General features: G+C 68.0%; 23 protein-coding genes. 11 read left to right on the top strand and 12 right to left on the bottom strand.

The genetic code is table 11. The features are described 5' to 3' along the window. The first annotated feature begins 1 nt into the window (after position 1). From ACWPXE_RS03985 to ACWPXE_RS03975, 3 genes are all read left to right on the top strand, one after another. Positions 2–538, top strand: coding sequence for a hypothetical protein (locus ACWPXE_RS03985; RefSeq protein ID WP_035679071.1), 537 nt, complete (start codon positions 2–4; stop codon positions 536–538). 124 nt (positions 539–662) lie between these two features. Next, positions 663–1,151 carry a YajQ family cyclic di-GMP-binding protein gene (locus ACWPXE_RS03980; protein WP_014198684.1) on the top strand — a complete coding sequence of 163 codons (489 nt, stop codon included), beginning with the start codon at positions 663–665 and terminating at the stop codon, positions 1,149–1,151. 189 nt (positions 1,152–1,340) lie between these two features. Further along, entirely contained in the window at positions 1,341–1,796 is a 456-nt protein-coding gene (locus tag ACWPXE_RS03975; protein WP_454016779.1) for a hypothetical protein, read from the top strand. A 27-nt stretch (positions 1,797–1,823) separates the two neighbouring features. Here ACWPXE_RS03975 and ACWPXE_RS03970 read toward each other — a convergent pair whose 3' ends face one another. Then, positions 1,824–2,834 carry a M23 family metallopeptidase gene (locus tag ACWPXE_RS03970; RefSeq protein WP_454016778.1) on the bottom strand — a complete coding sequence of 337 codons (1,011 nt, stop codon included), beginning with the start codon at positions 2,832–2,834 and terminating at the stop codon, positions 1,824–1,826. A gap of 129 nt (positions 2,835–2,963) precedes the next feature. After that, positions 2,964–3,338, bottom strand: coding sequence for a response regulator (locus ACWPXE_RS03965; protein ID WP_454016777.1), 375 nt, complete (start codon positions 3,336–3,338; stop codon positions 2,964–2,966). Between the two features lie 247 nt (positions 3,339–3,585). Here ACWPXE_RS03965 and rpoH point away from each other — a divergent pair, with 247 nt between their 5' ends. Beyond that, a complete protein-coding gene (gene rpoH / locus ACWPXE_RS03960; RefSeq protein ID WP_454016776.1) occupies positions 3,586–4,461 on the top strand; it encodes an RNA polymerase sigma factor RpoH in 876 nt (291 codons plus the stop codon). Between the two features lie 388 nt (positions 4,462–4,849). Then, positions 4,850–6,883 (top strand): putative bifunctional diguanylate cyclase/phosphodiesterase, encoded by a 2,034-nt coding sequence (locus ACWPXE_RS03955; RefSeq protein ID WP_454016775.1) that lies wholly within the window; start codon positions 4,850–4,852, stop codon positions 6,881–6,883. Positions 6,884–6,911: 28 nt separating this feature from the next. Here ACWPXE_RS03955 and ACWPXE_RS03950 read toward each other — a convergent pair whose 3' ends face one another. Further along, on the bottom strand, positions 6,912–8,801 hold the full coding sequence (locus ACWPXE_RS03950; protein WP_454016774.1) for a potassium/proton antiporter: 1,890 nt from the start codon (positions 8,799–8,801) through the stop codon (positions 6,912–6,914). 274 nt (positions 8,802–9,075) lie between these two features. Between ACWPXE_RS03950 and ACWPXE_RS03945 the strand changes: the two genes are divergently transcribed. Further along, positions 9,076–9,828, top strand: coding sequence for a porin (locus ACWPXE_RS03945; protein ID WP_237906249.1), 753 nt, complete (start codon positions 9,076–9,078; stop codon positions 9,826–9,828). Between the two features lie 139 nt (positions 9,829–9,967). Then, positions 9,968–10,147, top strand: coding sequence for a hypothetical protein (locus tag ACWPXE_RS03940; protein WP_014198692.1), 180 nt, complete (start codon positions 9,968–9,970; stop codon positions 10,145–10,147). 78 nt (positions 10,148–10,225) lie between these two features. Here ACWPXE_RS03940 and ACWPXE_RS03935 read toward each other — a convergent pair whose 3' ends face one another. Further along, positions 10,226–10,756: a GNAT family N-acetyltransferase gene (locus ACWPXE_RS03935; RefSeq protein ID WP_454016773.1), complete on the bottom strand. Its 531-nt coding sequence runs from the start codon at positions 10,754–10,756 to the stop codon at positions 10,226–10,228. Positions 10,757–10,936: 180 nt separating this feature from the next. Here ACWPXE_RS03935 and ACWPXE_RS03930 point away from each other — a divergent pair, with 180 nt between their 5' ends. Then, positions 10,937–11,251, top strand: coding sequence for a hypothetical protein (locus ACWPXE_RS03930; RefSeq protein ID WP_454016772.1), 315 nt, complete (start codon positions 10,937–10,939; stop codon positions 11,249–11,251). Between the two features lie 36 nt (positions 11,252–11,287). Here ACWPXE_RS03930 and ACWPXE_RS03925 read toward each other — a convergent pair whose 3' ends face one another. Beyond that, positions 11,288–12,304 carry a patatin-like phospholipase family protein gene (locus ACWPXE_RS03925; RefSeq protein WP_454016771.1) on the bottom strand — a complete coding sequence of 339 codons (1,017 nt, stop codon included), beginning with the start codon at positions 12,302–12,304 and terminating at the stop codon, positions 11,288–11,290. A 205-nt stretch (positions 12,305–12,509) separates the two neighbouring features. On the opposite strand from ACWPXE_RS03925, the gene ACWPXE_RS03920 reads away from it, so the two are divergent. Beyond that, a complete protein-coding gene (locus tag ACWPXE_RS03920; protein ID WP_454016770.1) occupies positions 12,510–14,303 on the top strand; it encodes an ABC transporter ATP-binding protein in 1,794 nt (597 codons plus the stop codon). A 21-nt stretch (positions 14,304–14,324) separates the two neighbouring features. Here ACWPXE_RS03920 and ACWPXE_RS03915 read toward each other — a convergent pair whose 3' ends face one another. After that, on the bottom strand, positions 14,325–16,883 hold the full coding sequence (locus ACWPXE_RS03915) for a hybrid sensor histidine kinase/response regulator (RefSeq protein WP_454016769.1): 2,559 nt from the start codon (positions 16,881–16,883) through the stop codon (positions 14,325–14,327). 457 nt (positions 16,884–17,340) lie between these two features. Between ACWPXE_RS03915 and ACWPXE_RS03910 the strand changes: the two genes are divergently transcribed. Next, on the top strand, positions 17,341–19,119 hold the full coding sequence (locus ACWPXE_RS03910; RefSeq protein WP_454016768.1) for a tetratricopeptide repeat protein: 1,779 nt from the start codon (positions 17,341–17,343) through the stop codon (positions 19,117–19,119). A gap of 34 nt (positions 19,120–19,153) precedes the next feature. Here the strand turns inward: ACWPXE_RS03910 and ACWPXE_RS03905 are convergent, their stop codons facing one another. From ACWPXE_RS03905 to ACWPXE_RS03885, 5 genes are all read right to left on the bottom strand, one after another. Further along, complete coding sequence (locus ACWPXE_RS03905; RefSeq protein WP_454016767.1) at positions 19,154–19,879, bottom strand: fused DSP-PTPase phosphatase/NAD kinase-like protein; 726 nt, start codon at positions 19,877–19,879, stop codon at positions 19,154–19,156. 92 nt (positions 19,880–19,971) lie between these two features. After that, positions 19,972–20,973 carry a hypothetical protein gene (locus ACWPXE_RS03900; protein ID WP_454016766.1) on the bottom strand — a complete coding sequence of 334 codons (1,002 nt, stop codon included), beginning with the start codon at positions 20,971–20,973 and terminating at the stop codon, positions 19,972–19,974. A 31-nt stretch (positions 20,974–21,004) separates the two neighbouring features. Beyond that, positions 21,005–22,000 carry a hypothetical protein gene (locus ACWPXE_RS03895; RefSeq protein ID WP_454016765.1) on the bottom strand — a complete coding sequence of 332 codons (996 nt, stop codon included), beginning with the start codon at positions 21,998–22,000 and terminating at the stop codon, positions 21,005–21,007. A 110-nt stretch (positions 22,001–22,110) separates the two neighbouring features. Continuing rightward, a complete protein-coding gene (locus ACWPXE_RS03890) occupies positions 22,111–22,950 on the bottom strand; it encodes a 23S rRNA (adenine(2030)-N(6))-methyltransferase RlmJ (RefSeq protein WP_454016764.1) in 840 nt (279 codons plus the stop codon). A gap of 69 nt (positions 22,951–23,019) precedes the next feature. Then, on the bottom strand, positions 23,020–23,664 hold the full coding sequence (locus tag ACWPXE_RS03885) for a transglycosylase SLT domain-containing protein (protein WP_237906238.1): 645 nt from the start codon (positions 23,662–23,664) through the stop codon (positions 23,020–23,022). Positions 23,665–24,186: 522 nt separating this feature from the next. Between ACWPXE_RS03885 and ACWPXE_RS03880 the strand changes: the two genes are divergently transcribed. Further along, positions 24,187–25,566 carry a tetratricopeptide repeat protein gene (locus tag ACWPXE_RS03880; protein WP_454016763.1) on the top strand — a complete coding sequence of 460 codons (1,380 nt, stop codon included), beginning with the start codon at positions 24,187–24,189 and terminating at the stop codon, positions 25,564–25,566. 31 nt (positions 25,567–25,597) lie between these two features. Here the strand turns inward: ACWPXE_RS03880 and ACWPXE_RS03875 are convergent, their stop codons facing one another. Beyond that, on the bottom strand, positions 25,598–26,536 hold the full coding sequence (locus ACWPXE_RS03875; RefSeq protein WP_035679155.1) for a LysR family transcriptional regulator: 939 nt from the start codon (positions 26,534–26,536) through the stop codon (positions 25,598–25,600). Between the last annotated feature and the right edge of the window lie 46 nt (positions 26,537–26,582).

The following is a 26,582-nucleotide window of genomic DNA, read 5'->3' as shown; positions in this document are numbered from 1 at the left end:
CATGGAAAGCCTGACCGTCATCTTCGGCTTCGTCGCCGTCGTCACCCTGCTGCTGGTCCTGTCGGCCCTGCGCTGGACGCGCAACCGGATGGCGCGCGTGGTGATCCTGCTGCTGTTCGCCCTGCTGCTGCCGGCGGCCTACGCCGCACCGGCGGCGCTGCTGGGCCGCGCGAAGCCGGTCACGCTGGAATGGATGGGGTCCAACGTCCGAGAGGCGAAGGTGCTGAGCGCCACGCTGGTGGAGAACGAAGCGATCTATCTCACCCTCCTCTGGGAGCAGGCGCCCAACCTCTACCGCCTGCCCTGGGACCGCCGCATGGCCGAGCAGTTGCAGGAGGCCCAGCGCGAGGCCCAGCGCAACGGCACCAACCCGATGATGCGGCTTCCCTTCGAACGGTCCTGGGATGACCGGGAACCGCGCTTCTACGCGCAGCCCCAGCCGAAGATGCCGGATAAGCCCTACGAGAACGCTCCGGGCAACGGCGGGCCGGGCGGCAATCCGGGAATCGAGTTCCAACATCCCGGCCAACCGACATGACGTCCAACCGACATGACATCCAACGGGCCGATTTCCATCATGTCCTCCGTGCAGGCCCCTTGAAGGCGGGGGGCGGGCTCGTCTACGGTTCCGCGATTCCGTCCGTCCGAGCAAAGAGAGTCCCATGCCGTCCTTCGACATCGTGTCCAAGACCGATATCCACGAAATCGACAACGCGCTGAACGGCATGCGCCGCGAGATCGAGACCCGCTTCGACTTCAAGGGCTCGCGCTGCACCGTGGAGCGCACCGAGAACGACATCACCCTGCTGGCCGACGACGCCCCCAAGCTCGACCAGATGCAGGAATTGCTGCGGGTCTACGTAACCCGGCGGAAGCTGGACGCCGGAGCCTTGGACTATTCCAAACCGCCGGAGCGGGCGGCGGGCGACGCGCTGCGCCAGGTCGTTACCGTCAAGCAGGGGATCGCCCAGGACCTTGGCAAGACCATCGTCAAGGCGATCAAGGACGCCAAGATGAAGGTCCAGGTCTCTATCCAGGGCGACGAACTGCGCGTCACCGGCAAGAAGCGCGACGACCTCCAGGACGCCATCGCCCTGGTGCGCGGGCTGAAGATCGAGCAGCCCCTGCAGTATGTGAACTTCCGGGACTGACGGACGGGAAGAGCACCGCAGGGCCATTCTTGCCGGATGGCCGGTCATTCTTGCCGGGCGGGGCGGAAATTTTTGCCGGGTGCGCAGGCGGCGAGAGGGTCTCGCCAGCCGGCCTTCCGCCTCTTCCGATGATGGCCCGTCCCTTGCTTGCCCTGCTCCGGTAGCCGAACGCCGCAGGGTCCACGCGCCATGTCGATACCGGCCAACGCCGACGCTTCCCAGTTGATGCGCATCCGGGCTGAAGAGCTTCTGGAGCGCAAAGGCACGGGTGCGCCCCGGCAGGCGGGGGAACTCGCCGGCCAGTTCGCCGCGATGCTGGAGCAGTTGAACGGCGTCGGCGGTGAGGATGGCGGGGCCGGCCTGATGGCGTCCTCCGCGGCGGGTCCGGTGACGGGAAGTTCCGCGATTGCCCACCGGCTGGGTGTTGGCGCCGTCAGCGTCTTCGCGCAGAGCGGAGCGGACGAGGCATCGGGTGGCCAGACCGCCGAGGGCCATACGCCCGACATGCGGGCGCCCAATGCCGAGGAGGCCATGCAGGTGGTGCAGAGCGCGCTCCAGGCCGAAAGCGCGCCGAACTTCCGCTGGTTGACCACGTTGCTGACTCAAGGCGTCCCCGACCGCATGACGTCGGGATCGGCCCGGTGATTGGCCCGGCGATGGAACGGCGGGGCGTTATCGAACGTCCAGCCGGCGCTCCAGCGTGACCACCGTCTTGCCCTCGCGGGCCAGCGTCACGATGCCCTTGTAGGGTCCCTTGGGCCATCCAGCCGCCGGGCGCTTCAGTCCCTGATAGGCGAACCAGACGGCCTTGTCCCCGGTGATGCCCTTGCTGTTGTCGAACAGGGTGCGGCCATCGCCGTCGAGGATGCGGATTCGCTGGGTGTCGCCGTCGCGGACGCCCATGATGTCCGACCACAGCACCAGCAGGGGCGCGTCCGGTGTCAGCACCTCCCCGGCGAATTCGCCGTGGCGGGCCGGCTCGGCCTCCGGAACGCGGCGGGTGGCGAAGCCGGCGCTGAGGCCGGCGGTCGGGCGGTAGGCCAGCGCCTTGGCCGTGGCGGCGTTCCACAGCGGCGTCATGGGCTGGCCGCAGGCGGTGAAGGGCTGCTGGCCGACGAAGGGGTCGACGACGGCGCCGTTGTGGCGCACGCCGAAATGCAGATGGGGAAACTCGGTCAGTCCCGACAGCCCGACGTCGCCGAGCCGTTGCCCGGCCTCCACCCGTTGGCCGGGGGTGACCGCGACGCTGCCGCGCTTCATGTGCAGGTAGGCGGTCTGCCAGCCGTCGCCATGGTCGATGACGACGGCGTTGCCGCCCCCGACCTTCATGACCGTGTCGCGCCCGATGACGTTCACGTTCACGTCCTCCATGCCGTCGCGCACGCGCAGGACGGTGCCTGCTGCGGCGGCCAGCACGGCGACGCCCTTGTCCATCGCGGTGTAGTCGGGAAGGCGGAAATCCGTGCCGTCATGGCCGTCGTAGCTCAGCCGGCCGCAGGCATGGTCGCGCCAGCCGGGACCGGCGTCCTCATCGACGTAGTTCTGGATGAAGCAGGTTTCCCCGATGCGGCACGCGAGCGGCAAACCGAAGGCCGGCGCTTCCGCCGCCGCAGCGCCGGCGAAACCCAGCGCGCTCGCGAAGAGGCTTGCGGACAGGATGGTGGCGAGCGCGGCGCGGATCATGCGGGCTTCCCAAGGAGGAGAGGCGGGTCTGCCGGGGCAGGGTGAGGCAAGCTCCGCCCCGATGCAACCGCAAGGAAGCCATACGCCGGCCGGACGAGATTTCCGGCCAAGCCCCTTCGGCAGGACTTCTCAGCCGCCGATCAGCACCGCCAGCACTTCGGAGGCCAGGACCGCGGGCTTGATCGGCTTGCGGACCATCCGGGCGACACCCAGTTTGCTCAGGGCCTGCATGGTCAGCTCTGGCGGCACCCGCTCGTCGATTCCGGACAGGACGATGATCCGCAGGTCCGGACGAAGGCTCTTGGCTGCCTGGATGACCTCAAATCCGTCATGGTCCGGCATGATGAGATCGGTGACCAGCAGGTCGAACTCATGGAAGGTCAATGACTCGATGGCCGCCCGCGCGTCGGTGCAGCCGGCCACGGTGTTGCCTTCCTTCTCCAGAATCTTGCTGATGATGCTGAGGGATACCGGATCGTCATCGACGACGAGGATATCGGCCATCGGAGTCTGCTGTCTCATGATTCGGTGTTTGGGGTTTTGCCGACCTGAGTAAGGCCCGGCTGGTTTACGCCCCGTTTATGAGCGGGGACGGCCATGCATCCCGGTCAAGGCACCCGGCACGCGCCCCCGTGCGGCGTTGACTTGGCGTTCCGCCTGCGTAAACTGTGGGTGCCTTCGCAGAGAGGGCGCCGGCCGCCCAGCACGGGGACCGGCGGATTGGGTCATATCGCTTTCAAGAGGATGTGACATGAGCACCGCATTGGCATTGACCACGCCGTTTCCCGGCGAGTCGCTGTCCCGTTACATCGAGCAGGTCCACCGCTTCCCCGTTCTGGGCGCGGAGGAGGAGTATGTGTTGGCCACCGCGTGGCGCCAGCATGGCGACATGGAGGCGGCCCGCAAGCTGGTGACCAGCCATCTCCGTCTGGTCATCAAGATCGCCACCGGCTTCCGCGGCTACGGCCTGCCGATGACCGACTTGGTCGGCGAGGGCAACATCGGCCTGATGACCGCTGTCCGCAAGTTCGAGCCGGACCGCGGCTTCCGCCTGTCCACCTACGCGATGTGGTGGATCAAGGCGTCCATCCAGGAATACATTCTGCGCTCCTGGAGCCTCGTGAAACTGGGCACCACCGGCGCCCAGAAGAAGCTCTTCTTCGGCCTGTCCCGCCTGAAGCGCAAGCTCGGCGAGTTTGGCAACGGCGACCTGAAGCCGGAAAGCGTGTCCCGGATCGCCCGGGAACTCGACGTGCCGGAGAGCGACGTGGTCGCGGTGAACCGCCGCTTCGTCCAGCCGGTCGCCTCGCTCAACGCGCCGCTCTCCGCCGGAGAGGGGACCGCGGAGATGCAGGACTTCCTGCCCGACGAGCGCCCGAACGCCGAAGACAGCCTGCTGGAGCGCGATGAGGCGATGCACCGCAGCGCCATGCTCCACGAAGCGATGACGGTGCTGAAGGACCGCGAGCGCGACATCCTGACCGCCCGCCGCCTCAACCCGTCGCCGAAGACGCTGGAGGATCTTGCCGCCGTTTACGGCGTCAGCCGCGAGCGCATCCGCCAGATCGAGGAGCGCGCTTTCCAGAAGCTGTCCCAGAGGGTGCGGGAACTCGCCGCAGCGGCATAAGGGGGAGGCTGTTGCCTCCCTCTCCTCCATGGTGTATGTCGAAAGGCGTATATCCCGGAAGGTTGGCTTTGGCTGCCGACGCCGTTTCTCCGGGTGAGGTAGGGCGGTGTTCTCCTTCCCAGGGTTGTGGTAGGGGGAGCGGTGGATGCAACAGATGTTGTGATTTCGCCGCAATTTGTTGGAAAATGCTCCGCGAGCCGTCATAATGACAACTCGGTTTCTGTGCACCCCTGGGTATCGGGCCTCGTGTCGAGCCTCCGGGGCGCCTTGGTGAGCGGGTACGGTTTTGTCCAACGTGTCTCCGGCAGAGCATCAGGGGCCTGACAGCCCGTCCGCACCGGCAATGCCGACGACATCGGCGTTCCTTGCGTCGCTGACCGAAAGCCTCATGCACCAGGCGTCCTTCGCGCTTGTCTACGCCGACGCCGGGCATCGTTGCCTGTTGGCGAACCCGCTCTTCGCCGCCGTGTTGGCAACGTCGCCCGAAGCCCTGGTGGAGCAATCCCTGGCCGAAATCGACCATCCACTGGCGCGCGCCGTCGTGCAGGCGCTGGACCGCTCCGGACAAACCGGGGAAGCCGCTCCGGTCGATTGCGAGGTCGAGCACGCGGACGGCGGGCGCGGCGTGCTGACCGGCTGCGTCCTGCCCCACCGCACCGGCGACGGCGGGCAAGGCTATCTTGGACTTTTCCAGGACGTGACCGACCCGGCCCGCATCGCCGATTTCGTCCTGCGCCGCGACCCCTTCGTGACCACCCTGCTCGACGCGGCGGTGGATGGCGTCGTGGTGGCGGACCGCAACGGCATCATCCGCACGGTCAACCGGTCTTGCCGCGACCTGTTCGGCTATGACGAGGAGGAACTGATCGGGCGGAACGTCTCCGTCCTGATGCCGCCGCCCTTCTCCCGCGATCACGACAAGTACATCGGCAGCTATCTGGAGACGGAACGCGCCAAGATCATCGGCATCGGGCGCGACGCGCTGGGCCGGCGCAAGGACGGCGCGGTGTTCCCGATCCATCTCAGCGTCGGCCAAGCCCGCTTGGCGCGCGATGTCGTGTTCGTCGGCATCATCCGCGACATCTCCGAACGGCTGGCGGCGGAGCAGAAAGCGACCTATCTCGCCCGGCACGACCCGCTGACCGGCGTCCTGACCCGCACCGCCTTCCTGGAGGAGTGCGAGGCGGTGCTCGCCGCGCCCTTTCCCGGCCAGGAAGGGGGCCTGTTCGCGCTCTACGCGCTCGACGTCGACCAGTTCAGCGACATCAACGAGGCGTTCGGCTTCCATGTCGGCGACGCCGCGCTGAAGGCGATGGTCAGCCGCGTGACGGAGGTGCTGCCTCAGCAGACCTACGTCTGCCGCATCGCCGCCGACGAGTTCGCCGCCCTGTCCCGCGTGGAGAGCGCGGAGCAGGCGGAGACCCTGGCCGATCTCCTGCATGACCGGCTGACCGCCTCCATCTACGCCGACCGCCATTGGGTGCGGCTGCGGCTGTCCATCGGCGCCGCCGTGCAGGACGCCGACATCCGCACGCTGGAGGAGCTGAACGCCAAGGCCAAGCTGGCGCTTCAGGCCGCCCAGCACAACGGCGGCAACACCGTCTGCTTCTACACGCCGGAGATGGCCGCGGCGGCGACCCGGCGCATGTTCCTGACCATGCATCTCGCCCACGCCATCGAGCGGAACGAGCTGCACATGGCCTACCAGCCCATCGTCGAGGCCCGCTCCGGCCGGATCGTGGGGGCGGAGGCGCTGCTGCGCTGGAACCAGCACACGCTGGGGCCGGTCTCCCCCGGCGAGTTCATCCCGGTCGCCGAGGAAAGCGGCCTGATCGTTCCCATCACCGACTGGGTGCTGAACGCCGTCGTCGAGCAGATGGCGGTGTGGGAACCGGCGGGCACCCTGCCCAACCAGATCTTCATCAACATCTCCGGCCCGCAATTCCTGCGCGGCAATCTCAGCGCCCGCCTCGAGGAGCTTCTGGGACTCCATCCGGAGCTGCGCGGGCGGTTGGGGCTGGAGATCACCGAACAGGCGGCGGTGCGCGATCTGAAGACCGCCGTGCAGACCCTGACGGAGTTGGAGGCCATCGACGTCCAGGTGGCCATCGACGATTTCGGGTCGGGATACTCGTCGCTCAGCTACGTGCAGCAGCTTCCGGTGTCGAAGCTGAAAATCGACCGCGCCTTCATGGAAGACATCCCGGACAACCTGAAAAACGGGGCGCTGGTCCGCGCCGCGGTCGGCATGGCGCACGGCCTCGGCCTCGTCACCGTCGCCGAAGGGGTCGAGACCGAGGAGCAGCGCGACTTCCTGGTGTCGGTGGGCTGCGACCTGCTCCAGGGCTACCTGTTCGGCCGCCCCGTCGCCCCCGACGCCTTCGCGGCGATGATCCGCGCCCAACAGCCCGCGATGGCCTGACCATCCGGAGGAAGAGGCTGGATGGGGATCACCCCTCCAGCCGTTCCGGTTCCTTTCCGGCCAAGGTGGGTGTCTCGATGGCGCGGGCGGGCAGGCGCTCGCGGCGGGTTTCCCGGCGCTGCCAGCGGCGGAAGGAGCGTTTCGACCACCAGGACAGGATCGTCTGCCAGAGCCGTTCCGGCCCCTGGAACAGCGGCACGCGGGGCTTGTCCATTGCCGACGGCTCCAGTGCCAGGCCGACCGACGTGATCTGCCCGTCCTGCATGTCGCGGACGATCAGTTCCACGCCGCCCATCCGCATCCGGTCGCCCAGCTCACAGGCGCCGCCGAACTCGTTGCGCAGCAGGTCGCGCAGGGAGCGCTGGGCGTTGGCGAGCGACAGGGGAAGGCCATACATCTCGGCGATCTGTTCCACCGTCGCGTCGGGATTCAGCGCCAGATCGCCGTAGAACGCACGGTCGTCCTGATCCAGTGGCCGGCTCTCGGCGAACAGCTTGTCGATCAGCGGCAGTTGGCTGGGCGGGGTGAACAGATAGACCATATCCCCGGCCTGGAGCGTCCGCGCCTTGTGCAGCGGCACTACGCGCCCATCGCGGATGACCAGGGACGGGCGGGCGAAGCGCGGCGTGCGCTGGCCGCGGGCGGCGGGGCTCTTGGGGTGGACGGTGTAGACGACCATCTCCTGGTCGGCCCCGCCGGGCAGTTCCAGTTCGAACCGTTCGACCGGGCCGCGCCGCGGCGGGACGATCAGCTTCAGCCAGCGTGCCATCGGGCCGATGGTCCAGCCCTGCACGGCCAGCGACACGATCACCACCAGAAAGGCCGTGTTGAAGATCACCTGACCGCCCGGCAGCTGACCCAGGATCGGCACCAGCGCCAACAGCATCGACACCGCGCCGCGCAGCCCGACCCACGCCATGAAGGTCTTCTCGTTGGCCGAGAAGCGGAACGGCAGCAAGCACAGCCACACCGCCAGTGGGCGCGCCAGCAGGATCAGCAGGACGGCCAGGGCCAGGGCGGGCAGGGCGATCACCCCGAAGTCGTGCGGGGTGGCGAACAGGCCCAGCATGACGAACATGACGATCTGGCTGAGCCAGGTCAGGCCCGAATGGAACTGGCGTAGGCCCAGCGCTCCGCGCAGCTTCACGTTGCCGGCGACGAGGCCGGCGGCATAGACGGCGAGGAAGCCGCTGCCTCCCAACTCGTTCGTGCCGGCGAACAGGAACAGGGCGAAGGCCAGGGTGACCACCGGGTTGAGGCCGGGGTCGAGGCGGGCCTTGTTGATGAAGGCGGCCAGTCCCGCTCCGCCCAGGACGCCCAGAACCGCCCCGCCGGCGATCTGCTTGACCAGGAAGCCAGCCAGTTCCAGCGGCGTCCCCCAGCCGTGCAGCGCCGCCTCCACCAGCATGGCGGTCAGCAGGATGGCCGTCGGGTCGTTGCTGCCGGACTCGATCTCCAGCGTCGAGCGCACGCGGTCGCGGATGGTGATGCCGCCGACCCGCAGCAGGAAGAACACCGCCGCCGCGTCGGTGGAACTGACCGCCGCGCCGACCAGGAAGGATTCGATCCAGGGCAGGCCCAGCAAAAAATGCGCGGCGACGCCGATGACCCCGGAGGTGATGGCGACCCCGAAGGTGGCGAGGCTGAGCGCCGGCCACGCGGCGGCGCGGTAGCTGGACAGCTTGGTGTCCAGGCCGCTTTCGAAGAGGATCACGGCGAGCGCGATGGAGCCGATCAGGAAAGCGCTGTCCGCGTCGTTGAAGCTGATCCCCCCGATGCCGTCGACCCCGGCGAACAGACCGACGCCCAGGAAGATCAGCAGCAGCGGGGTACCGATCCGCAGCGCCAGATAGCTGGTCAGGATGCTGACGATCAGCAGCGACGACCCGATCAGGATGATGGTGCTCGCTGTCTCCATAGTCCTCGCGCCGGGAAGGGAGTGGTGCCGCCTTTGCGGTCATCCAATTTTGGCAATTCTTGGGCGCGAGTGCAACGCAGCGGCCAAAATTTCCCAATGTTCCTAAAATAATACAGAAATGTCTCCCGCAATGCAGCATTGCGGCAGGCTACAATCCTTCCGGGTTAATGCAACGGGCGAGGGGCATTTCATGTTTCGTACACGGCGTATTCCGACATCACCCCTCGCAGCCCTGATCCTTGTCCTGTCCTCCGCCGCGGCGACGGCAGGGGCCTTGCCCGACCTGGACCGCACGGCGGCGGGCGGCGGTACCACGCCGATCCGGTTCGACAAGAAGGCCATCGATCTCGGCGGTTGGGGCGCTCTGGAGGTCGGCCAGACGGAAAGCGCGTCGCGCCGGATGGTGGCGACCACGCCGGTGCGCGACCAATGGTTCTCCGACCCGGTCTTCATGAACGACGGCGCGTTCGGCGGGCCGGACGCGCGGGCGACCTACTATTCGCCGCGCCTGCACGGCTTCAACATCGGTCTCGGCTACACGCCCGTCCGCACGGAGCTGGGAGCGGCCGATCCGCTCGCCCGGCATGTGGTGGAGGGTGTGGTGCGGCACGACGGCCGGCTGGGCAAGGCCCGCCTGCGCATTACCGCGGGGGCGGGCAAGGCCGCTGTCGCCAAGGACCGCGGCACGCCCCGCCGGTCCTGGGTGGTCGGCGGGCAGGTGACGCTGCCCGGCGTGACGGTCGGCGCCGGTTATCGCGAGCAGCTGCCCGACGACGGCGCGGCGCGCCGGACGCTCAACGCCGGCCTCTATCTGGAGCAGGGCACGCCGTTGCGGGGTTGGACGGTCATGGGGCGGCTGGCCCACAGCCAGGTCGGCGCCGAGGCCCCGCAGGAGGCCTGGTCCACGGGCCTGCGGTTCCGCATGTCGCCGAAGGTCAGCGTCACCGCCGATCTGGGCACCATGACCTACAGCGGAGACCCCTCCGACAGCACGATGCTGCGCGTCGGAACCCGCGTACTGTTCTGAAACGGTGCCCGAACGGGCCTGATATCCCTCTTTCGTCCTTATCCAAGGGTGGATTCCCGACGGAATCGCGGTGTCGTGGAAGCAAATCGCCATCTCGCCTGTTTATAGGGTCGAGAAGCACCACAAGGAGGGTTTGGACATGTCTCGTTTGCGCCTGATCGGAACCGCCATTGCGCTGTTGACGCTCGCGGCCTGTTCGACCGGCGGCGTGGTGGGCGGCACGGCTGGCGCCGCTGGCGGCTACGCGGTGGACGGCAAGCGTGGCGCCATCATCGGTGGCCTGGGCGGCGCCGCGCTGGGCACGGCGCTGGATCGCTGACCGGACGCGACGGACACGATCCGTTGCCGAGGACGACAAGCGCGTCGCGCCGACCGGGCGCGGCGCGCTTTCGCTTTTTCAGGACCGCCATTCCTTCCGTAGGATGGCGTATTGCATCGTGTTCTCGAAGATGGGGTTCCCGTCGCCGTCCATTTCGAAGGATATGAACTCCACGAACAGCCCTTCCTTCCTCATGCCGAGCCTTTCACACAGGCGCTGCGACGCGACGTTGGTTTCCTCGACATAGGCGTAGAGGCGGCGGGCCTGCTTCACCGTGAACAGATGCTCGAAGAGGGCGCGCGCGGCCTCCGCGGCGTATCCCGCCCCGGCAAAATCCGCGTTGAAGTTCCAGCCGACGGTGTAGGTGTCCGGCGGCTCGGACACCTGGAACAGGTCGCCGATCACCCGGCCGGTGCTTTGCAGGCACACGGCGATGTGCTCGTCGCTTTGGCTGCGCGTTTCCACCTCGGCGGCGGCCGCATCGAGGTCGTCCAACTTGAGCGAGAGGAAGCAGCTTGCCCGGGGATGACGCAGATAGGCGAGCAGGTCGGGCGCGTCCCCCTTCCGGAAGGGTCTCAGGATCAGGCGGTCGGTGGTGATGGGGTCCATGCGTCGTCTCGGCGGAAAGGGCCTGAACCGGAAGCCGGCAGATCATGAGCCGGTCATTTTTGCCGCCCGGCACATCCACGCCATCAGAAATCCCACTTATGCGATTGATTGCCAAGCATATTTAAGGTTGCACAAAACTTGCTTGTCGGTTCTCCAGCCCATCGGTCACGAGAAACCGTTATGCAAATCTCCAACTACATCAGCAACGTCTCGCGCGTTGTCGCCAAGTTCACGGCGCAGAACGAGAAGACCGAACCGGAGAAGGAGGCGAGCGGAGTCAGCGCCGCCGACGCCTTCCTCAAGGAGGCGCGGAAGACGCCGGCCCAACGCATCCGGGACCAGATTCTCGCCCGCATGAAGCTGGACGAGGAGTCCCTCGCGTCCATGCCGGCGGAGAAGCGCGCCGCGGTCGAGAAGCAGATCGCCGAGGAGCTGAAGCGCCAGTTGTCCGGCGAGAAGGATCGGCGCGGCGCGGCGGTCGACCTGACCGCCTGACTTCGCTCAGACCTGGGAGGAGAAGACCGGGGGCGCTCAGACCGGGGGCGCGTAACCGAACACCCTCAACGCGTCCTGAAGGTCGGGGAGGACGCGCTCGACCGCCGCCTCCCCCTCGCGGATGCAGTCGTCAGCCCGATCAAACTCAGACAGGCCGATGTGCCCCAGCCGTGGCGTGATGTGGACGTCCGGCGGCTCTCCCGCCAGCCGGGACCGCGCGATGCGGTCGGTGACGATGCCGAGCGAGGAGACCATGACGCCGAACAGGCTCGGCCCCTCGTAATCGCGCCGGAAGATGCGGCGGCTCAGCGCGCCGATGGGCACGCGGAAGCCGGCGCGGGATTTGGGCTCGTCATCCGGCCCTTGCTCCTCGTCGATCAGCTTGAGGAGGTCGAACCCCGCCGCGGTCGGCACGGCGGCGCCGGGACGCCGCGACTTTCCGATGATGTCGGCGGCCAAGTTGACGGCGATCACCATCTGGGCGCCCAGAGCCCGGCAGGCCGACACCGGCACCGGGTTGACCAGGGCGCCGTCGACCATCCAGCGCCCCTCGAACCGCACCGGGGGGAAGACTCCCGGCAGCGAGAAGGAGGCGCGCAGCGCGTCCACCAGCGGGCCGTTGCGCATCCACACCTCGTGCCCGGTGACCAGATCAGTGGCGATGGCGGCGAAAGGGCTGGGAAGCTCCTCGATTTGGATGTCGCCCAGATGGTGGCGCATCTCGGCGACCAGCCGGTCCCCGCCGATCAGGCCTCCCCCCTGGCGCAGCCGCAGGTCCAGATAGCCGACGATTTTCATCCGGGTCAGGCCGCGCGTCCACTCCTCCAGCGCGTCGAGCTTGCCGGCGAGATGGAGGCCACCGACCAGCGCTCCTACCGAACTGCCGCAGACGATGTCTGCTTCGATCCCGTAGCGCGCCAGCGCCCGCAGGACCCCGATGTGCGCCCAGCCGCGGGCCACCCCGGCGCCCAGCGCCAGACCGATACGCGGCCGGTGATGGTGCTGGCCGTAGCGATTGCCGGGACCCTGTCCATTTCCGCCGTCCGCCGCCATGGCGCCTCCTTTGCACAGAGTGGAGCGCGTTCCGGTCGGTATCGTGCCATCCGCCCGGTTAAGGAAGCTTGATCGGTTCCGCCCCGGTGGACAAGGCCCGCCGGACAAGGCCCCGTGAAGTAAGGCCCCGTGAAGTAAGGCCCGGTGGACAAGCACCGGGGCCATCGGCTAAGCCAACGCGATTGCGCTACAGGAAGACGTGCACGTGAGCAAGAAGAGCGGAGACCGGCTGCGCCTCGACGCGGCGACGGAGCGGCTGATGGGCCGCATGCTGCGGGAATGGGTGCGCCCCTACAGCGGCAAGCTGATGCTGTCCTTCCTGCTGATGGCCGTGGTGGCGGCGGCGACCGGCGCCTATCCGCTGCTGATCGACCAGGCTTATTCGATGTTCTCCGAGCAGGACCGGGGCATGCTGCTGGTCATCCCGCTGCTGATCATCGTGGTCACGGCGGTCAAGGCGCTGTCCATGTATTCCCAGACGGTGGTGACCACAGACATCGTGCAGCGGATCATCACCGACGTGCGCCTGTCGATGTTCGACCATCTGCTGCGGTCCGACACCGCCCAGCTTCACGCGGCCCCCACCGGAACGCTGACCTCCCGCTTCATCAGCGACGTCGACCTGATCCGCAACGCCCTGTCGCGGACCCTGACCGGGCTGGTGCGCGACATCCTGACGGTGATCGCGCTGGTCGGGTCGATGTTCTATCTCGACTGGGTCCTGTCGCTGATCGTCTTCCTGATCTACCCGATCGCCGCCATTCCCATCGTGAACATCGGCAAGCGGCTGCGCCGCGTGTCACGCGACACCCAGGCCCAGATGGGCGACATGACCGCTCTGCTGACGGAAAGCCTGGCCGGCGCCCGCATGGTCAAGACCTATTCGCTGGAGGATTACGAGCGCGCCCGAGCGGCCCGCGCCTTCGAGGACAATTTCGCCCTGACCATGAAGGCGACCCGCGCCCGCTCGCGCATCGATCCCATGATGGAGGTGCTGGGCGGTGCCGCGGTGGCCGGGGTGATCGCCTTCGCCGGCTACCGCATGGCGATGGGCGAGGGCTCGGTCGGCGCCTTCTCCGGCTTCGTCGGCGCGCTCCTGATGGCGGCGCAGCCGGTGCGCGCCATCGGCACGCTGAACGCCGTGCTTCAGGAAGGTCTGGCCGCCGCCCAGCGCATCTTCGAGCTGGTGGACGAGAAGCCGACCATCACCGAGCAGCCCGGCGCCAAGCCCCTTGCGGTGGAGCGCGCCGCCGTGTCCTTGCGCAACGTCCGCTTCGCCTACGAGGAGGGGACCGAGACGCTGAAGGGTATCGACCTGGAGGTTCCGGCGGGGGCGACGGTGGCTCTGGTCGGGCGCAGCGGGGCCGGCAAGTCCACCGTCTTCAACCTGATCCCGCGCCTCTACGACGCGACCGGCGGGCAGGTGCTGATCGACGGGCAGGACGTGCGGGCGGTGACGCTGAAGAGCCTGCGCGGCGTCATCTCGCTGGTCAGCCAGGACACGGTCTTGTTCAACGACACGGTGCGCGCCAACATCGCCTTCGGGCGGCTGGACGCCCCCTTCGACGACATCGTGGCCGCCGCGAAGGCGGCGGCCGCGCACGACTTCGTCGCCCGGCTGCCGGAGGGCTACGACACGGTGATCGGCGACCGCGGCGTGAAGCTGTCGGGCGGCGAGCGGCAGCGCCTCGCGCTCGCCCGCGCCTTCCTGAAGGACGCGCCGATCCTGCTGCTGGACGAGGCGACGAGCGCGCTGGACAGCGAGTCCGAGCGGCTGGTGCAGGGGGCGCTGGAACGGCTGACCCAGGGGCGAACGACGCTGGTCATCGCCCACCGGCTGGCCACTGTGCGCAACGCCGACCGGATCGTCGTGATGGAAGGTGGGCGCATTCTGGAGCAGGGCACCCACGACGCCCTGATCGCGCAGAACGGCACCTACGCCCGCCTGTGCAAGCTCCAGTTCGGCGAGGACGGCGAGGCGGCCCTGCTGGCCCCCTGATCCGGCAAACCGGAACCGGGCTCAGTCCGCCGCGGGCACCATCTCCACCACGGCGTTGCGCAGCTCGTGGGCGGCGATGGGTTTGTGCAGCAGAGTGTGGCCGCCCGCGCGGGCTTCCGCCAGCCGCTCCGGGGCGGTGTCGCCGGTGATGATCGTCGCCGGAACCGGCGTCCTGAGCCGTTCGCACACTGCCCGGATGGCGTCCAAGCCGGTCTTCCCATCGCGCAGGCGGTAATCGGCCAGAATCGCGCTTGGCCATTCCCCGCTTTCGACGTGCTGAACCGCGTCCTCGATGGAGCCCGCCGTCAGCACCCGATAGCCCCAGCCCTCCAGCATCGCCTGCAGACCGAGGCGGATCAGCGGTTCGTCGTCGATCACCAGGATCATGCCCCGCCCGTCGCTCGTCACCGGCCGGGCCTCCGCCGGCTTGGAGCGGGTGGCATGGCGGGCGATCAGCGGCACGTCGACGCAGAAGGCGGAGCCAGCTCCCGGCCGGGAGCGCAAATGAACCTTGTGGCCGAGCAGGCGGGCGAGGCGGCGCACCACCGCCAGACCGAGCCCCAGCCCCTTGCTCCGGTCCCGCTCCTGATTGCCGACCTGGAAGAACTCCTCGAAGATTTCCTCGTGCTTGTCGGACGGGATGCCGATGCCGGAGTCCATCACCTCGATGCGCAGGCGGTCCCCCCGGCGGCGGCAACCGATCAGCAAACCGCCGCGTTCGGTGTAGCGCAGCGCGTTTTCCACAAGGTTGCGCAGGATGCGCATCAGCAGCGCCGGATCGCTGCGGACCGTCAGGGCGCAGGGAACCACGCGCAGCCGAAGCCCCTTGGCCTCCGCCTGGGGGTGATACTCGGCGCCCAATTGCTCGATGATCGGGCCGATCGCCAGATCCTGCAATTGCGGAACGATCAGCCCGGCATCCAGCTTGGACACGTCGAGCAGGCTGTCGAGCAGCATGCGCAGTCCGTCCATGGCCTGCCCCATGGAGTCGAGCAGCTGGGACGCGGGGTGCCCGTCCAGACGTTCCTCCAGGGCGGATTGGAACAGCATCATCGCCTGGACAGGCTGCCGCAGGTCGTGGCTCGCGGCGGCGAGGAACTTGGATTTCGCGACGTTGGCGCGGTCGGCCTCGGCCTTGGAGGCACGCAGGGCGTTCTCGGTGCGGCGGCGTTCGGTGATGTTGCGGACGATGCCCGTGAAGTAGCGGCGCTCGCCGGCGGTCCATTCGGTGACCGCCAACTCGATCGGGAAGATCGAGCCGTCCTTGTGCCGTCCTTCGACCTCGCGCCCGACACCGATGATCCTCTTCTCGCCGGTCTGCCGATAGGCTTGCAGATAGCCGTCGTGGGCGGAGTGGTAGGGCTCCGGCATGAGGATGCGGATGTTCCGGCCGACCGCCTCGCCGGCCTCGTAACCGAAGATGCGCTCCGCCGCCGGGTTGAAGCTCTGGATCGTGCCGGTCTCGTCGATGACCAGCATGGCATCCACCGCGGTCTGCACGATGGCCCGGTGACGGGCCTCGCTTTCCGCGAGCGCCGCCTCGCGCCGCCGGATGAGGTCCGCGGCGTTGCTGATGGCGCGGCCCACCGCCTCGATCTCGGACACGCCACCGCCGGGCGGTGGAACGGGGTGGCCGGCGCCCAAGGCTTCCGCCGCTCCGGCCAGTTGGGAGACGGAGCGCGTGAGGCGCCGTCCGAGCAGAAGCGCCGCCGCGATCCCGATCAGCAAAAGGACAAGGCCGCCACCGGTGAACAGAAGGAGGGCATGACGCGCCGGGGACGCCACCAGGGTCGTTGGGACGCTCGTCGCAACCACCCAGCCGAAGTTCCGGGACCGGCTGTAGGCCTGGATCGCCTCTACATCTTCCAGGTTGACGGCGCGGTGGATTCCATCCGGCACCGCCTGCATGCCGGTCCACAGCGCGGCGGGAAGCCGTTTGCCGACGAACTGCTCGCTCAAGTGCGAGCGTGCGATGACGAAACCGTCCTGGTCGATCACCCCGGCCCGCCATCCCGCCGGAATGCGCTCCGGCGATACGATGGCCTGAAGCCGTTCCTGGGGAATGTTGAGGCTCAGCAGGTACCGGATCTGCCCATCGCGGATCACCGGAGCGGTCACCGCCAGAATTGGCGCCTGGCTCACGTCGCCTATGAAGAGGCCGGTGACCTGCGGCCTTGCCGTGTCGATCACCCTCTGGTCGGATTCGAGCACGGTGTTGTTCGGCAGATCGGTGCCCCAGGGCATCCGGGTGTTGACGTGCTGCTGGCCCTGCGGATCGCGGAGAACCACGTTGGTGCCCAGCCGGTCGCGCACGCCGGCGGCTTGCCGGTAGAAAGCGGCCAGATCGTCCGTCGTCAGGCTTTCCGATGTGGTCAGCACCTCGGCGGCGGCGATCTGGCGGCTCACCTCGCGTTCCACGTCCTCGGCCAGCAGGCGTGTCCGGTCGAGCACGAGCTGTTCCGTTTGCTGGGCTTGCGCATCGACGTTGCGGATCAGGAGGGACACCGAGAAGAGGACCAGCGGAACCGCAACCGCCATAACCAGAAGAATGAGCCAGCCCCGCACCCGTTGCGGTCGCATGTGCCAGGTCAGGCGCCGTGTCGGAAGCCGCGGCGTTTCCAGGTTGGGGGTCATCGAACCGGCCGGAGTTCAAACGCAACCTTGCGCCGGATCGCCTGAGGACGACAGACGATTCGATTGGTGGCCCGAACACGCCCGGACCGCGCCGGAGCCTGTGGCTGCTCTCCTGGGACCGGCAGAAGGGACGTCGCTTCGGCGGGGCGGTCGATCGAGGGAGTGTATCCGGTCCGAACGTACCGAGGCATTTCGCAGACCATTCCTGAGGCAACCGGTTGCGGGCATCTCTAAACCGGACTGTATCATACCGCGCAATAATTGGTTGATAATCCATCCATTCGCTCATGAAAGAGCATTTGGGGGCGGGCCGATCACAAGGGGTGCTTTCCCGGATTCGCCTTGACGCGCGTCCACGGAGGGCGATTGGCGCCAGGGACGATCCGGTCTATGGTGCGGCCTCATGGAACCTGCCCTCGACGACGCGATTCGCCTGCACAAATCCGGCAACCATGCGGGGGCGGAGCCTCTCTACCGCGACGTGCTGGAGCGTGAACCGGCAAATCGCGGTGCGCTGCAAATGCTGGCGATGCTACTGGTGCAGACCGGGCGCCCGGCAGAGGCCGTCGGTCACTTCCGGGCCATCCTGCGGCTGGAGTCCGGCAGCGTCGCCGGATACAGCAATCTCGCCGCCGCCCTGCGCCTGGCCGGTCAGGGGACGGACGCCATCGCCTGCCTGCATCGGGCGCTGTCTCTCGACCCCGCGCATGCGGGTTCCTGGTTCAATCTCGGCAACGGGTTGAAGCAGCAGGAGAAGGCGGCGGGTGCGGCGCGGAGTTACCGGCGGACCCTGGCGCTCGAACCCGGCCACGCCGGAGCGGCGGGCAATCTGAAGGCGTTGCGCGGTCAGTGGGGGACGCGTCTGGACGAGGCGGAGCGACTGGTCGTCGCGGGACGTCTCCCGGAGGCGGACGCCGACACCCGAACGACGGCGGCCGAGGCCCTGGTGGCGGTGGGGGATGCGGTAGCGGCGGAGGCGATGGCGCGCACGGTCCTGGAGCGGGATGAGCATCACCACCGCGCCAACCGGCTGCTGGGGCGCCTGCTGCTTGAGCGCAGCGGGGCGATGGGCGTTCAGGACGGCAAGCCCTTCGCGGTCGACCGGGTGTTGGTCGATGAGGCCATCGGTGCGCTGCGTCGGGCCGTTGCCGTCCGCCCGGACGACGACGAGGCCGATTGGCTGCACGTTGCCGCGGTGGCGACACTGGTGCAGGTGGGCATGGTGTCCGACACGGTGTTGCGCGACGGGGCAAGGGCTGCCTGGGTTCGCCTGCGGCACCACCCCAAGGACACGGTCGCGGCCTCGGTCGTCGGTTTCCACGCCTACCGCCGGGACCGGCTCGTCCTCGCCTCCTGGCTGAGCCGACGCTTCCGGCGGCGCTTCACCGCGGCGGAGGTCGCGCGGGAGCATGAGCTGGGCCTGTGGACCATGCTGCGCGCCGACGATGCCTTCCTCCGCAACCTGCCGCCGGTCGAGGCGGTGCTGGAGCGCATGGCGCCCCTGGAGTGCAGCAGCGAGCCGGCGGTCGGGCCGGCCGGCGAACCGTTGGTCTTCTTCTGCTGCGACGACGTCTATTTCCACCGCTTCGCCCCGACGCTGCTGGAGTCGTTGGCGGAGCGGATGCCGGGCGCCATGGTCGCCGTGCATGTGGTGTCGCCGTCACCGGAGACGGAACGGGCCATGGCCCGCTGGCGGACGGACGGACGGCTGAGGGTGGGATTCTCGCTGGACCGGCCGGACATGGCGGGGTGGACCGACATCAAGCGCGTCACCTACTACGCCTCCGCCCGTTTCCTCCGCGCCTTGCAGTGGCTGCGCCGGTTGGATCGCCCGCTGATGGTGGTCGACACCGACGCCTGGATCACCGGAGATTTGCGGGCTCTCCGGGCGGAGATGGCCGGATACGACGTCGGCCTCATGCTCGACGGCCGCCGCCGTGGTCCGTCACGGGAAATTCCGGTCGGGTTCGCCGTCTACGAGAACAGCCCCGGCGGCGACCGCTTCCTGTCGCTGCTCGGCTCCTACATCGGGCATTTCCTGTCGGGGGCGGAGGTCTACTGGATGCTGGACCAGATGGCCCACTACGCGGTGCTCGACTGGTTGAACCGGCATGAACCGGTCCGCGTGCGCCGCTTCGACTTCCTGAGCTTCCCCTATTGCCACTTCGTCGGGGCGAAGTGACGCGCCCCGCTCATTCCCGCGCTCATTCCCGCGCTCATTCCCGCCCGAGAACCCGGTCGACCACCGTGTCGGCCCATTCGCGGGAGCGGAAGCTGGCCTTGGCCTCCACCGGGTCGTAGACGCGCTCCACCCAGTCCCAGAAAGCGATCGGGCGCTTCTCGTTGTAGGCGGCGTACAGCTCGAAGAAATAGTCGAGGATGCCGGTCTTCGCCTGCTTGAAGTGGCCGTACTTCCAGTGGAGCTGCTTGGTCGCCCGCTCCAGCGGCACGCCTTCGTGGATGAAGAGGTAGAGCACCGACATGAAGCCGGCGCGGTCCGCCCCCGACTTGCAGTGCAGAAGCGCCGGATACTGCATGGTCGCGAACAGGTCGCGGGCTTTCAGCAGCGTCTCCTTCTTCGGCATGTCGCGGGAGTTGACCGGAAAGTCCACCAGCGTCAGCCCGGCCGCACGGCAGGCCTCGGCCTCCAGGATGTAGGAGGCGCAGTCGCGGCTGCCGCGCAGGTTCAGGATGGTCTTCACGCCGCGCCGTGCCGCTTCCCGGATGTGCGAGGGAGAAGGCTGGCTCGCCCGGTACATGTTGGGGGAGATGCGGTAGGTGTTCGAATAGACCAGCCGGAAACACGCATGGTCGATGAACACGCTTTCGACATGTCCGAGCGCCCGTTGCAGCGGGGAGATCATGCGCCCGCGCGCCCGCTTGATCCCGTCGGCCAGAGCGGTGGTCGTGTAACGGCGCAACATCTTCCTGGTGGTGGCCACGCAAGCAGTCTCCAAATCGACAAGGCCGCCAAGATAGGCACACTTTGCGTGGCGTCAAGGCTGCCGCGCCGCTGGGCAGGGCGGCGGTTTGGTCATCCGGCCCGCAGGACCCGCCCGTAGATATCGTATCGCGCGGCCAGCGACAGCACGATCTCCATGTAGAGGTTGATCAGGCCGTTGGCGTAGAAGGCCGGACAGCCGGTGTAATGGCGCTCGCCCGCCTGGGCGGTCGGCTCGATCAGGTCGGCGTTCAGGACGATCATGCCGCCCGGCGCCTCCGCGTCATAGACGAAGGCGGTCTGGTGGCGGGGCAGGGGGTGGATGGCCTGATGGTCGTCGGCCTCGATGTGGCCGGCTCCCATGAACTGGCACAGCATGCCGAGGCTGCCCATGGCGAGCGGCAGCACCTGCTTGAGGCTCCGGCGCGACAGGTCGTCGTACTCGGCCAGGGTCAGGCCGGGCTTCAGCATCGGCGCCGACTCGCACAGGTTCCAGCAGACGTGGAGCGCCGTGTGGCTGCCGGTCTTGGTGATCGACAGCATGTCGTAGCCGGATGGCGCGTGAAGCACCGACGCCTCCAGCGTGTTGGCGAGGACGAAGCCGGCCGCGGCGAGCGGGGTGATGGCGCCCTCCGCCCGGCAGCGCTCCTCCTCCAGCGTCACCTTGATCGCCCAATCCTTGATGATGGCGTCCAGCAGGTGGCACACGCTGTCGCGCAGGAAGCCGATCAGCGTCTCCGCCGGGGCGGCGTCCAGCCCGGCGGTGTCGGCGACGTCCAGCCCGTGCGGCGAGTCCGGCGGGTTGCACAGCAGCAGATGGCCGTCAGCGTCCAGCGGCATCCGGTTGGTGATGTGGTCGCGCAGGTCGTTGTAGAGGAAGGCCAGCAGCGTGTTGATCGCGACCTTCTCGTAATCCTCCTTGCGGGTGTCCGCATGGGCCGGGCAATGGCCGGCGAGGCGCTGAAGCTCCTCGGTAAAGAGGTAGTTCGGGTCCTCGGCGATGCGGTGCAGGATCGGCACGAGGCTGATCCGGGTCATCCCGGCCTCCTCATGCGCGGCGAAATAGGTCAGGGCGAAATCGTTGGAGCGGGCCATGATGGGGCGTCAATCTCGTGAATGAGGACGGTCAGCGGTCGCGAAGCCGGTCGTAGACGCCGTAGTCCATGGCGATGCTGGCCACGATGTCGAGATACAGTTTGATGAAGCCGGGCGTGTAGAAGGCCGGGCAACCGGTGTAGTGCCGCTCCTCGGGCTTGGCGAAGCGGGTGATCGGTTCCGGGTTCAGGCAGATCAGCCCGGCCTCGTCGAGGACGAAGGCCGTCTGGTCCTTGGGCAGCAGATGAATGGCGAGGCCGTCGTGGGGTTCGATCCCCGACGCCTCCATGTAATGGACCAGCATGCCCAGGCTGGCCATCGACAGCGGAACCACCTGCTTCAGGCTGCGCCGGACGAGGTCGTCGTAGGCCGCCGCCTCCTGCTTCGGTACCAACAGGGGGGCGGCCTCCACCATGGCCCAGCAGATGTGGATGGCGGTGTGGCTGCCGGTCTTGGTGATCGACAGCATGTCGTAGCCGGCCCGCTGGTAAAGCGGCGAATCCTCCAGCGTCGTGCGCAGGATGAAGGTGGCGGCGGCGGCGGCGGAGATCTCGCCCGTTCCCTGGGCGCGGTAGTGCTCCTCCTCCGTCAGCAGATCGGCCGCCCAGCCGGTGATGAGGCCGTCGAGCAGATGGCAGGTGGCGTCACGCAGGACCGAGGCCATCACGTCGAGCGGGGCCGCCGCCATCGCCGCGCGATCGGCCGGATCGATGCCGTGTGGGGAGCGCGGCGGAATCGGCAGCATCACCTGCCCGCGCTCGTCCAGCGGCAGCTTGGACGCCACATGGTCGCGCAGCCGTTCGAACAGGTAGGCGAGCAGCGTGTTGACCGTCACCTTGTCCGCGTCGTCGGCGTTTGGGGCGGCGTGCATGGGGCACTGGCCGCCGCCGCGGCGCAACTCCTCGCTGAACAGGAAGGCCGGGTCCTTTTGGATGGTCTGGAGGATGTGGGCGATCGAAACGCGCTCCAGCCCGGCATCGGCGTGAGCCTTGATGAAGCTGCTGGCGAAATCGTTGGAACGGGACATCGTGGCCTTGCCGGAACGGAGTAATCCCGTTCAGCCTAGGGCGAGTGGTGGGGCCGTTGCAACGGCAACCTCTGTGACCGGTTGCCGCTTCTCCGTTGAAATTTGCGGTTTTAGCCCTCGGGAACCAGCCAGTCGACCGTGCAGCCGCCGCCGGTGGAGGGCAGGGCGGCGTGCAGCGCCGGCAGCATAGCGCGCAGCGTGTCGTCCAGCGTCCAGGGCGGGTTGACGATCAGCAGCCCGGACCCGTTCAGCCGCAGATGCGTGTCCTCCGGGTGCCAGGTCAGCTCGACGGTCAGGATCTTGCGGATGCCGGTGTTCTCCACCGCCTCCTGGAAGCGCCAAACGGCAGCACGTTCCTTGATCGGGTACCACAGGGCGTAGACGCCGGTGGACCAGCGCTTGTGCGCCGCCTTCAGCCCTTCGGCCATGCGGGCGAACTCGTCCGGCTGCTCGAAGGGCGGGTCGATCAGGGTGAGTCCGCGCTTCTCCCGCGGCGGCAGATGGGCCTTCAGCGCCTGATAGGCGTCCGTCTTGAAGGCCGAGACCTGACGGTCCCCGGCGAATTCCGCCTTCAGGGTCTGCCAGTCGTCGGGGTGAAGCTCGTTGAGGAGCAGCCGGTCCTGCTCGCGCAGCAGCGCCCGGGCCAGCCGCGGCGATCCGGGGTACCAGCGCAGCCGCCCGTCCGGGTTCAGCGCGTTCACCGCGTCCAGATAGGGCCGCAGCGCCGGGTGCGGCGCCGGCTGGCCGAACAGCCGTCCGATTCCCTCCTGGAACTCCAGCGTCTTACGCGCCGGTTCGGAGTCCAGATCGTAGCGCCCGATGCCGGCGTGGGCGTCGAGCACGCAGAAGGGCGCCGGCTTGGCGCGCAGATGATCGATGATCAGCGCCAGAACGGCGTGCTTCATCACATCGGCGGGGTTGCCAGCGTGGAAAATGTGACGGTAGTTCATGGGGCAGGGATTTAGCCCATCGGGGCGTTCCGCGCCATCCCTTGCGAACGGGCTTCCGCGAAGCCGGGATCAGTCCAGCGAGGCGACCTGCTGGGCGTTGCGGAAGGTGCGGCGGGTGCTCGGTGCAATGCTGGTGGGCTCGGAGTCGCCACAGCGGGCGGATTCCAGCAGCTTGGCGCTCTTCGGGTCCAACTCGTTCAGGTGTTGCCAGATCTTGCAGACGTAGTTCTGGGCCTGACGGGTGGAGCCGCCGTTGTAACGGGCGACGGCGGTCTTCCAGCTTCCCTGCTCGCCATGAAGGCGAAGGAGCAGGCGGCCGGCGTAGTTGACGTTCTCGCGGGGATCGACGATCCGCTCCACCGGCTGGAACTCGCCGCGGTGGGTGCCCAGCGAGATCTGCATGCAGCCGACATAGACGTTCTGGCGAAGCTGGCCGCGCTTGTCGCGGAGGTGGCGGGCGGCGTCGTTGGCGTTGCGGGCGTAGACCGGACGGCCCTCCACGCTCATCGCGAAGGGGGTCGGGGCGCCGTCCTGGCCGCTTTCCACCAGGGCGATGGCGACGAGAAGGCCGGAGGGGATGTTGAACTTGCGCTCGGCCTCCACGGCGTGGGAGACGCAGCTGCTGTCCTGGGCGGCGGCGGGCTTGGCGAGGAGGACCGGAGAGGCGGCTAAGCCCAGTGCAAGAGCGATCCAGCCGCCATACGTGCGTCGCACGCGCTGAGTTCGATCCTGCATATCCTCGGTCCCCTCTTCGTTGCCGGGTTCATCCGGCTTCGTTTTGGCCCCCCGCGCGGGGCCGCCATTACCGGTCACCGAGTCGCTTACGGTGACCGCCTCCTACCCGAAAGTTCAGCGCCCACCATCGGGCGCCGAAGCCACACTTCCAAAAATTTTATACAGCGTCAATCTATTTGCTGCCCGGTAATACCACGCCTTTCGATCGAACGATGTCACAAGGCGGCAGGAAAAACCCACTCCGGGCCTTGGTCTTAGCCATCAAGGCACTGATTCCGAAGCGCTTTGAAAAACCGAAAGAGGTGGATTGTGCGAAAGGCGTACAAAACCATCCAATCGGCCTAATGCGACGGTTTGAAGCTCGATTCGCCGCCGAACGACCTCCTTCGGATGCCTCTTGCGCGCGCGCGCAAGCTGGTGCAGGAGTTCGTGTCTTCTTCCGCTTTCCGGAGTCTCCCGGAGCGGGGACGGCGACAGCGCATCTCCCATAGCGAAGTGATCGTGGATCGCGATTCGACGGCTCAAGCCGACCGGGAGGGGGCAAGCCCCCTCGTCCAGCCCGGAGACGTTCCGGGCATTTTGTTCCAGACTGGCTATGACCGACTCTACGCCGCCGACGCGGCGGGGGCGGCGCGTGCCTTCCGGCTCGCCTGCGCTGCCGATCCGGGGTCGGGCGAGGCCTGGGGCGCCTTGGCCGACAGCACGCGGGACGCGGGCGAGGCCGCCGGAGCGCTGGCCGCCTGCGGGCGGGCGGTGGCGCTCGACCCCGGCGTGTGGCCCTGGCGGATCGCCCTGGCCGACGCGCTGCGCGCCGCGGGCCGGTTCGAGGAGGCCGTGACCACCGGACAGGTGTTGACGGCGGAACGGCCGGATTCCGCCGCGGCCCGGCTCGGTCTCGCCCGCGCCCTGGCGGCGGCGGGCCGGCGGGACGCCGCGCTGGAGGAGTACCGCGAGGCCGTGGCCCTGCGCCCCGGCGACCGCGAGGCGGCGCTGGAACTGGCGGCCCTGCTGGTCGAGTCCGGCGACGCGCTGGGCGCGCTCGAACTGCTGCAGCCCTTGTCCCGCCGGGACCCGGAGGACGCGGACCTCCACGCCGCCATCGGGCGGGCCTGGATCGCCCTGCAGGAGCCGACGAAGGCCCTGACCGCGCTGCGCCGTGCCGAAGGACTCGACTCGGACGGCCGACTCGGCTGCGCGGCGCTGATCGCCACGCTGGAAGGCGGCGCGGGGGAGGACCTGTCGGCGGCCTATGTGCGCGCTCTGTTCGATCGTTACGCCGACCGCTTCGACCAGGATCTGGTGGACAAGCTGGGCTACTCCGCGCCGGCCCTGCTGCGCGAGGCGGTGGACCGGCTGGGGCCGGCATCCGAACATGGGGCGTCTGGGGTGCGCGTTCTGGACCTCGGCTGCGGCACCGGGCTGGCGGGCGTGGCGTTCCGTCCGCTGGCCGGGCATCTCGCCGGGGTCGATCTCGCTCCGCGCATGGTCGAGAAGGCCCGCGCTCGCGCATTGTATGATGAGTTGTCGGTCGGCGACGTGGTCGCGGCGGTGGAGGCGGCATCCGGCGCCTGGGACCTGCTGGTCGCCGCCGACGTGCTGGTCTATCTCGGCAACCTGACCGCGCTGTTCGAGGGGGCCGCCAAGGCTCTGCGCCCGGCGGGCCGCTTCGCCGCGACGGTGGAGCGTCTGGATGGCGAGGCGGCGACCTCCGGCTACGCGCTCGGCCCGTCGCGGCGCTACGCCCACAGCGAAGCCTATCTGCGGGCGATGGCGGCGGCGGCGGGCCTGACGGTGCTCCTGATGGAGCCTTGCTCCCCCCGCCGGGAAAAGGGCGTGGGCGTGCCGGGTCTTCTCTTTATAGTGGAGAAGCCGGCGGCCTGACGAAAACGGCTTTTCGGGATGGGGGCGTCCGTCACGCCTCCGCCCGGAAGGGCTGCAGGCTGAGCAGGGCGCAGTCCCAATAGGGACGCGGACCGAAACGCTCGGCCAGGAAATCGACGAAGACGCGGACTTTCGGCGACAGGTGGCGGTTCTGCGGGTAGACCGCGAAGACGTTCGATTCCGCCATGTAATAGTCCAGCAGCAGGCACTGGAGCTGCCCCTTGGACAACGCCTCGCCGCACAGGAAGGTGGGCAGAACGATGATACCGACGCCGGCGATGGCGGACTCGCGCAGCAGGTCGCCGTTGTTGGTGCGCAGCGACCCCGACACGCGGACCGACCGCATGGCGTCACCGACGCGGAACTGCCACTGCTCGGCGGTCGGGATGTTGGTGTAGATCAGGCAGTTGTGGTTGGACAGCTCATCCGGCGTCTGAGGTATCCCGTGCTTCTCCAGATAGGCCGGGCTGGCGCAGACCACTTGGCGGTTGGGGGCCAGGCGCTTGGCGATCAGCGAGCTGTCGCGCAGCCGCCCGATGCGCACCGCCAGATCGTAGCCCTCGTCGATCAGGTCGACGTAGCGGTCGTTCAGGTCCATCTCGATCTCGATGGACGGGTAGCGTTCGAGGAACTCGGCGACCGCCTTGGCCAGATGCAGCAGCCCGAAGGACACCGGCGCGTTGACCTTCAACCGCCCGCGCGGGGCGGCGTGGAGGTCGGCGACGGCCTGCTCCGCCTCCTCCAGATCGGCGATGATGCGGGTGCAGCGCTCATAATAGGCCTGCCCGACCTCGGTCAGGCTGAGCTTGCGCGTGGTGCGGTTCAGCAGCCGCGCCCCCAGCCGGTTCTCCAGCTCCGCGATTCGCCGGGAAACCACGGACTTGGACAGGTTCAGGCGCTCCGCCGCGGTGGTGAAGCTCTTGGTGTCCACGACCTTGATAAAGGCCATCATGTCGTCGAGGCGATCCATCCCATTGTTCTACACTCGGGAACAATGAAGTTCCAGCGCCCTGGAT

Source organism: Azospirillum sp. Marseille-Q6669 (genome assembly GCF_965111635.1).
Note: the sequence above shows the minus strand (reverse complement) of the source record. Positions and strands in the feature narration are given on the sequence as shown.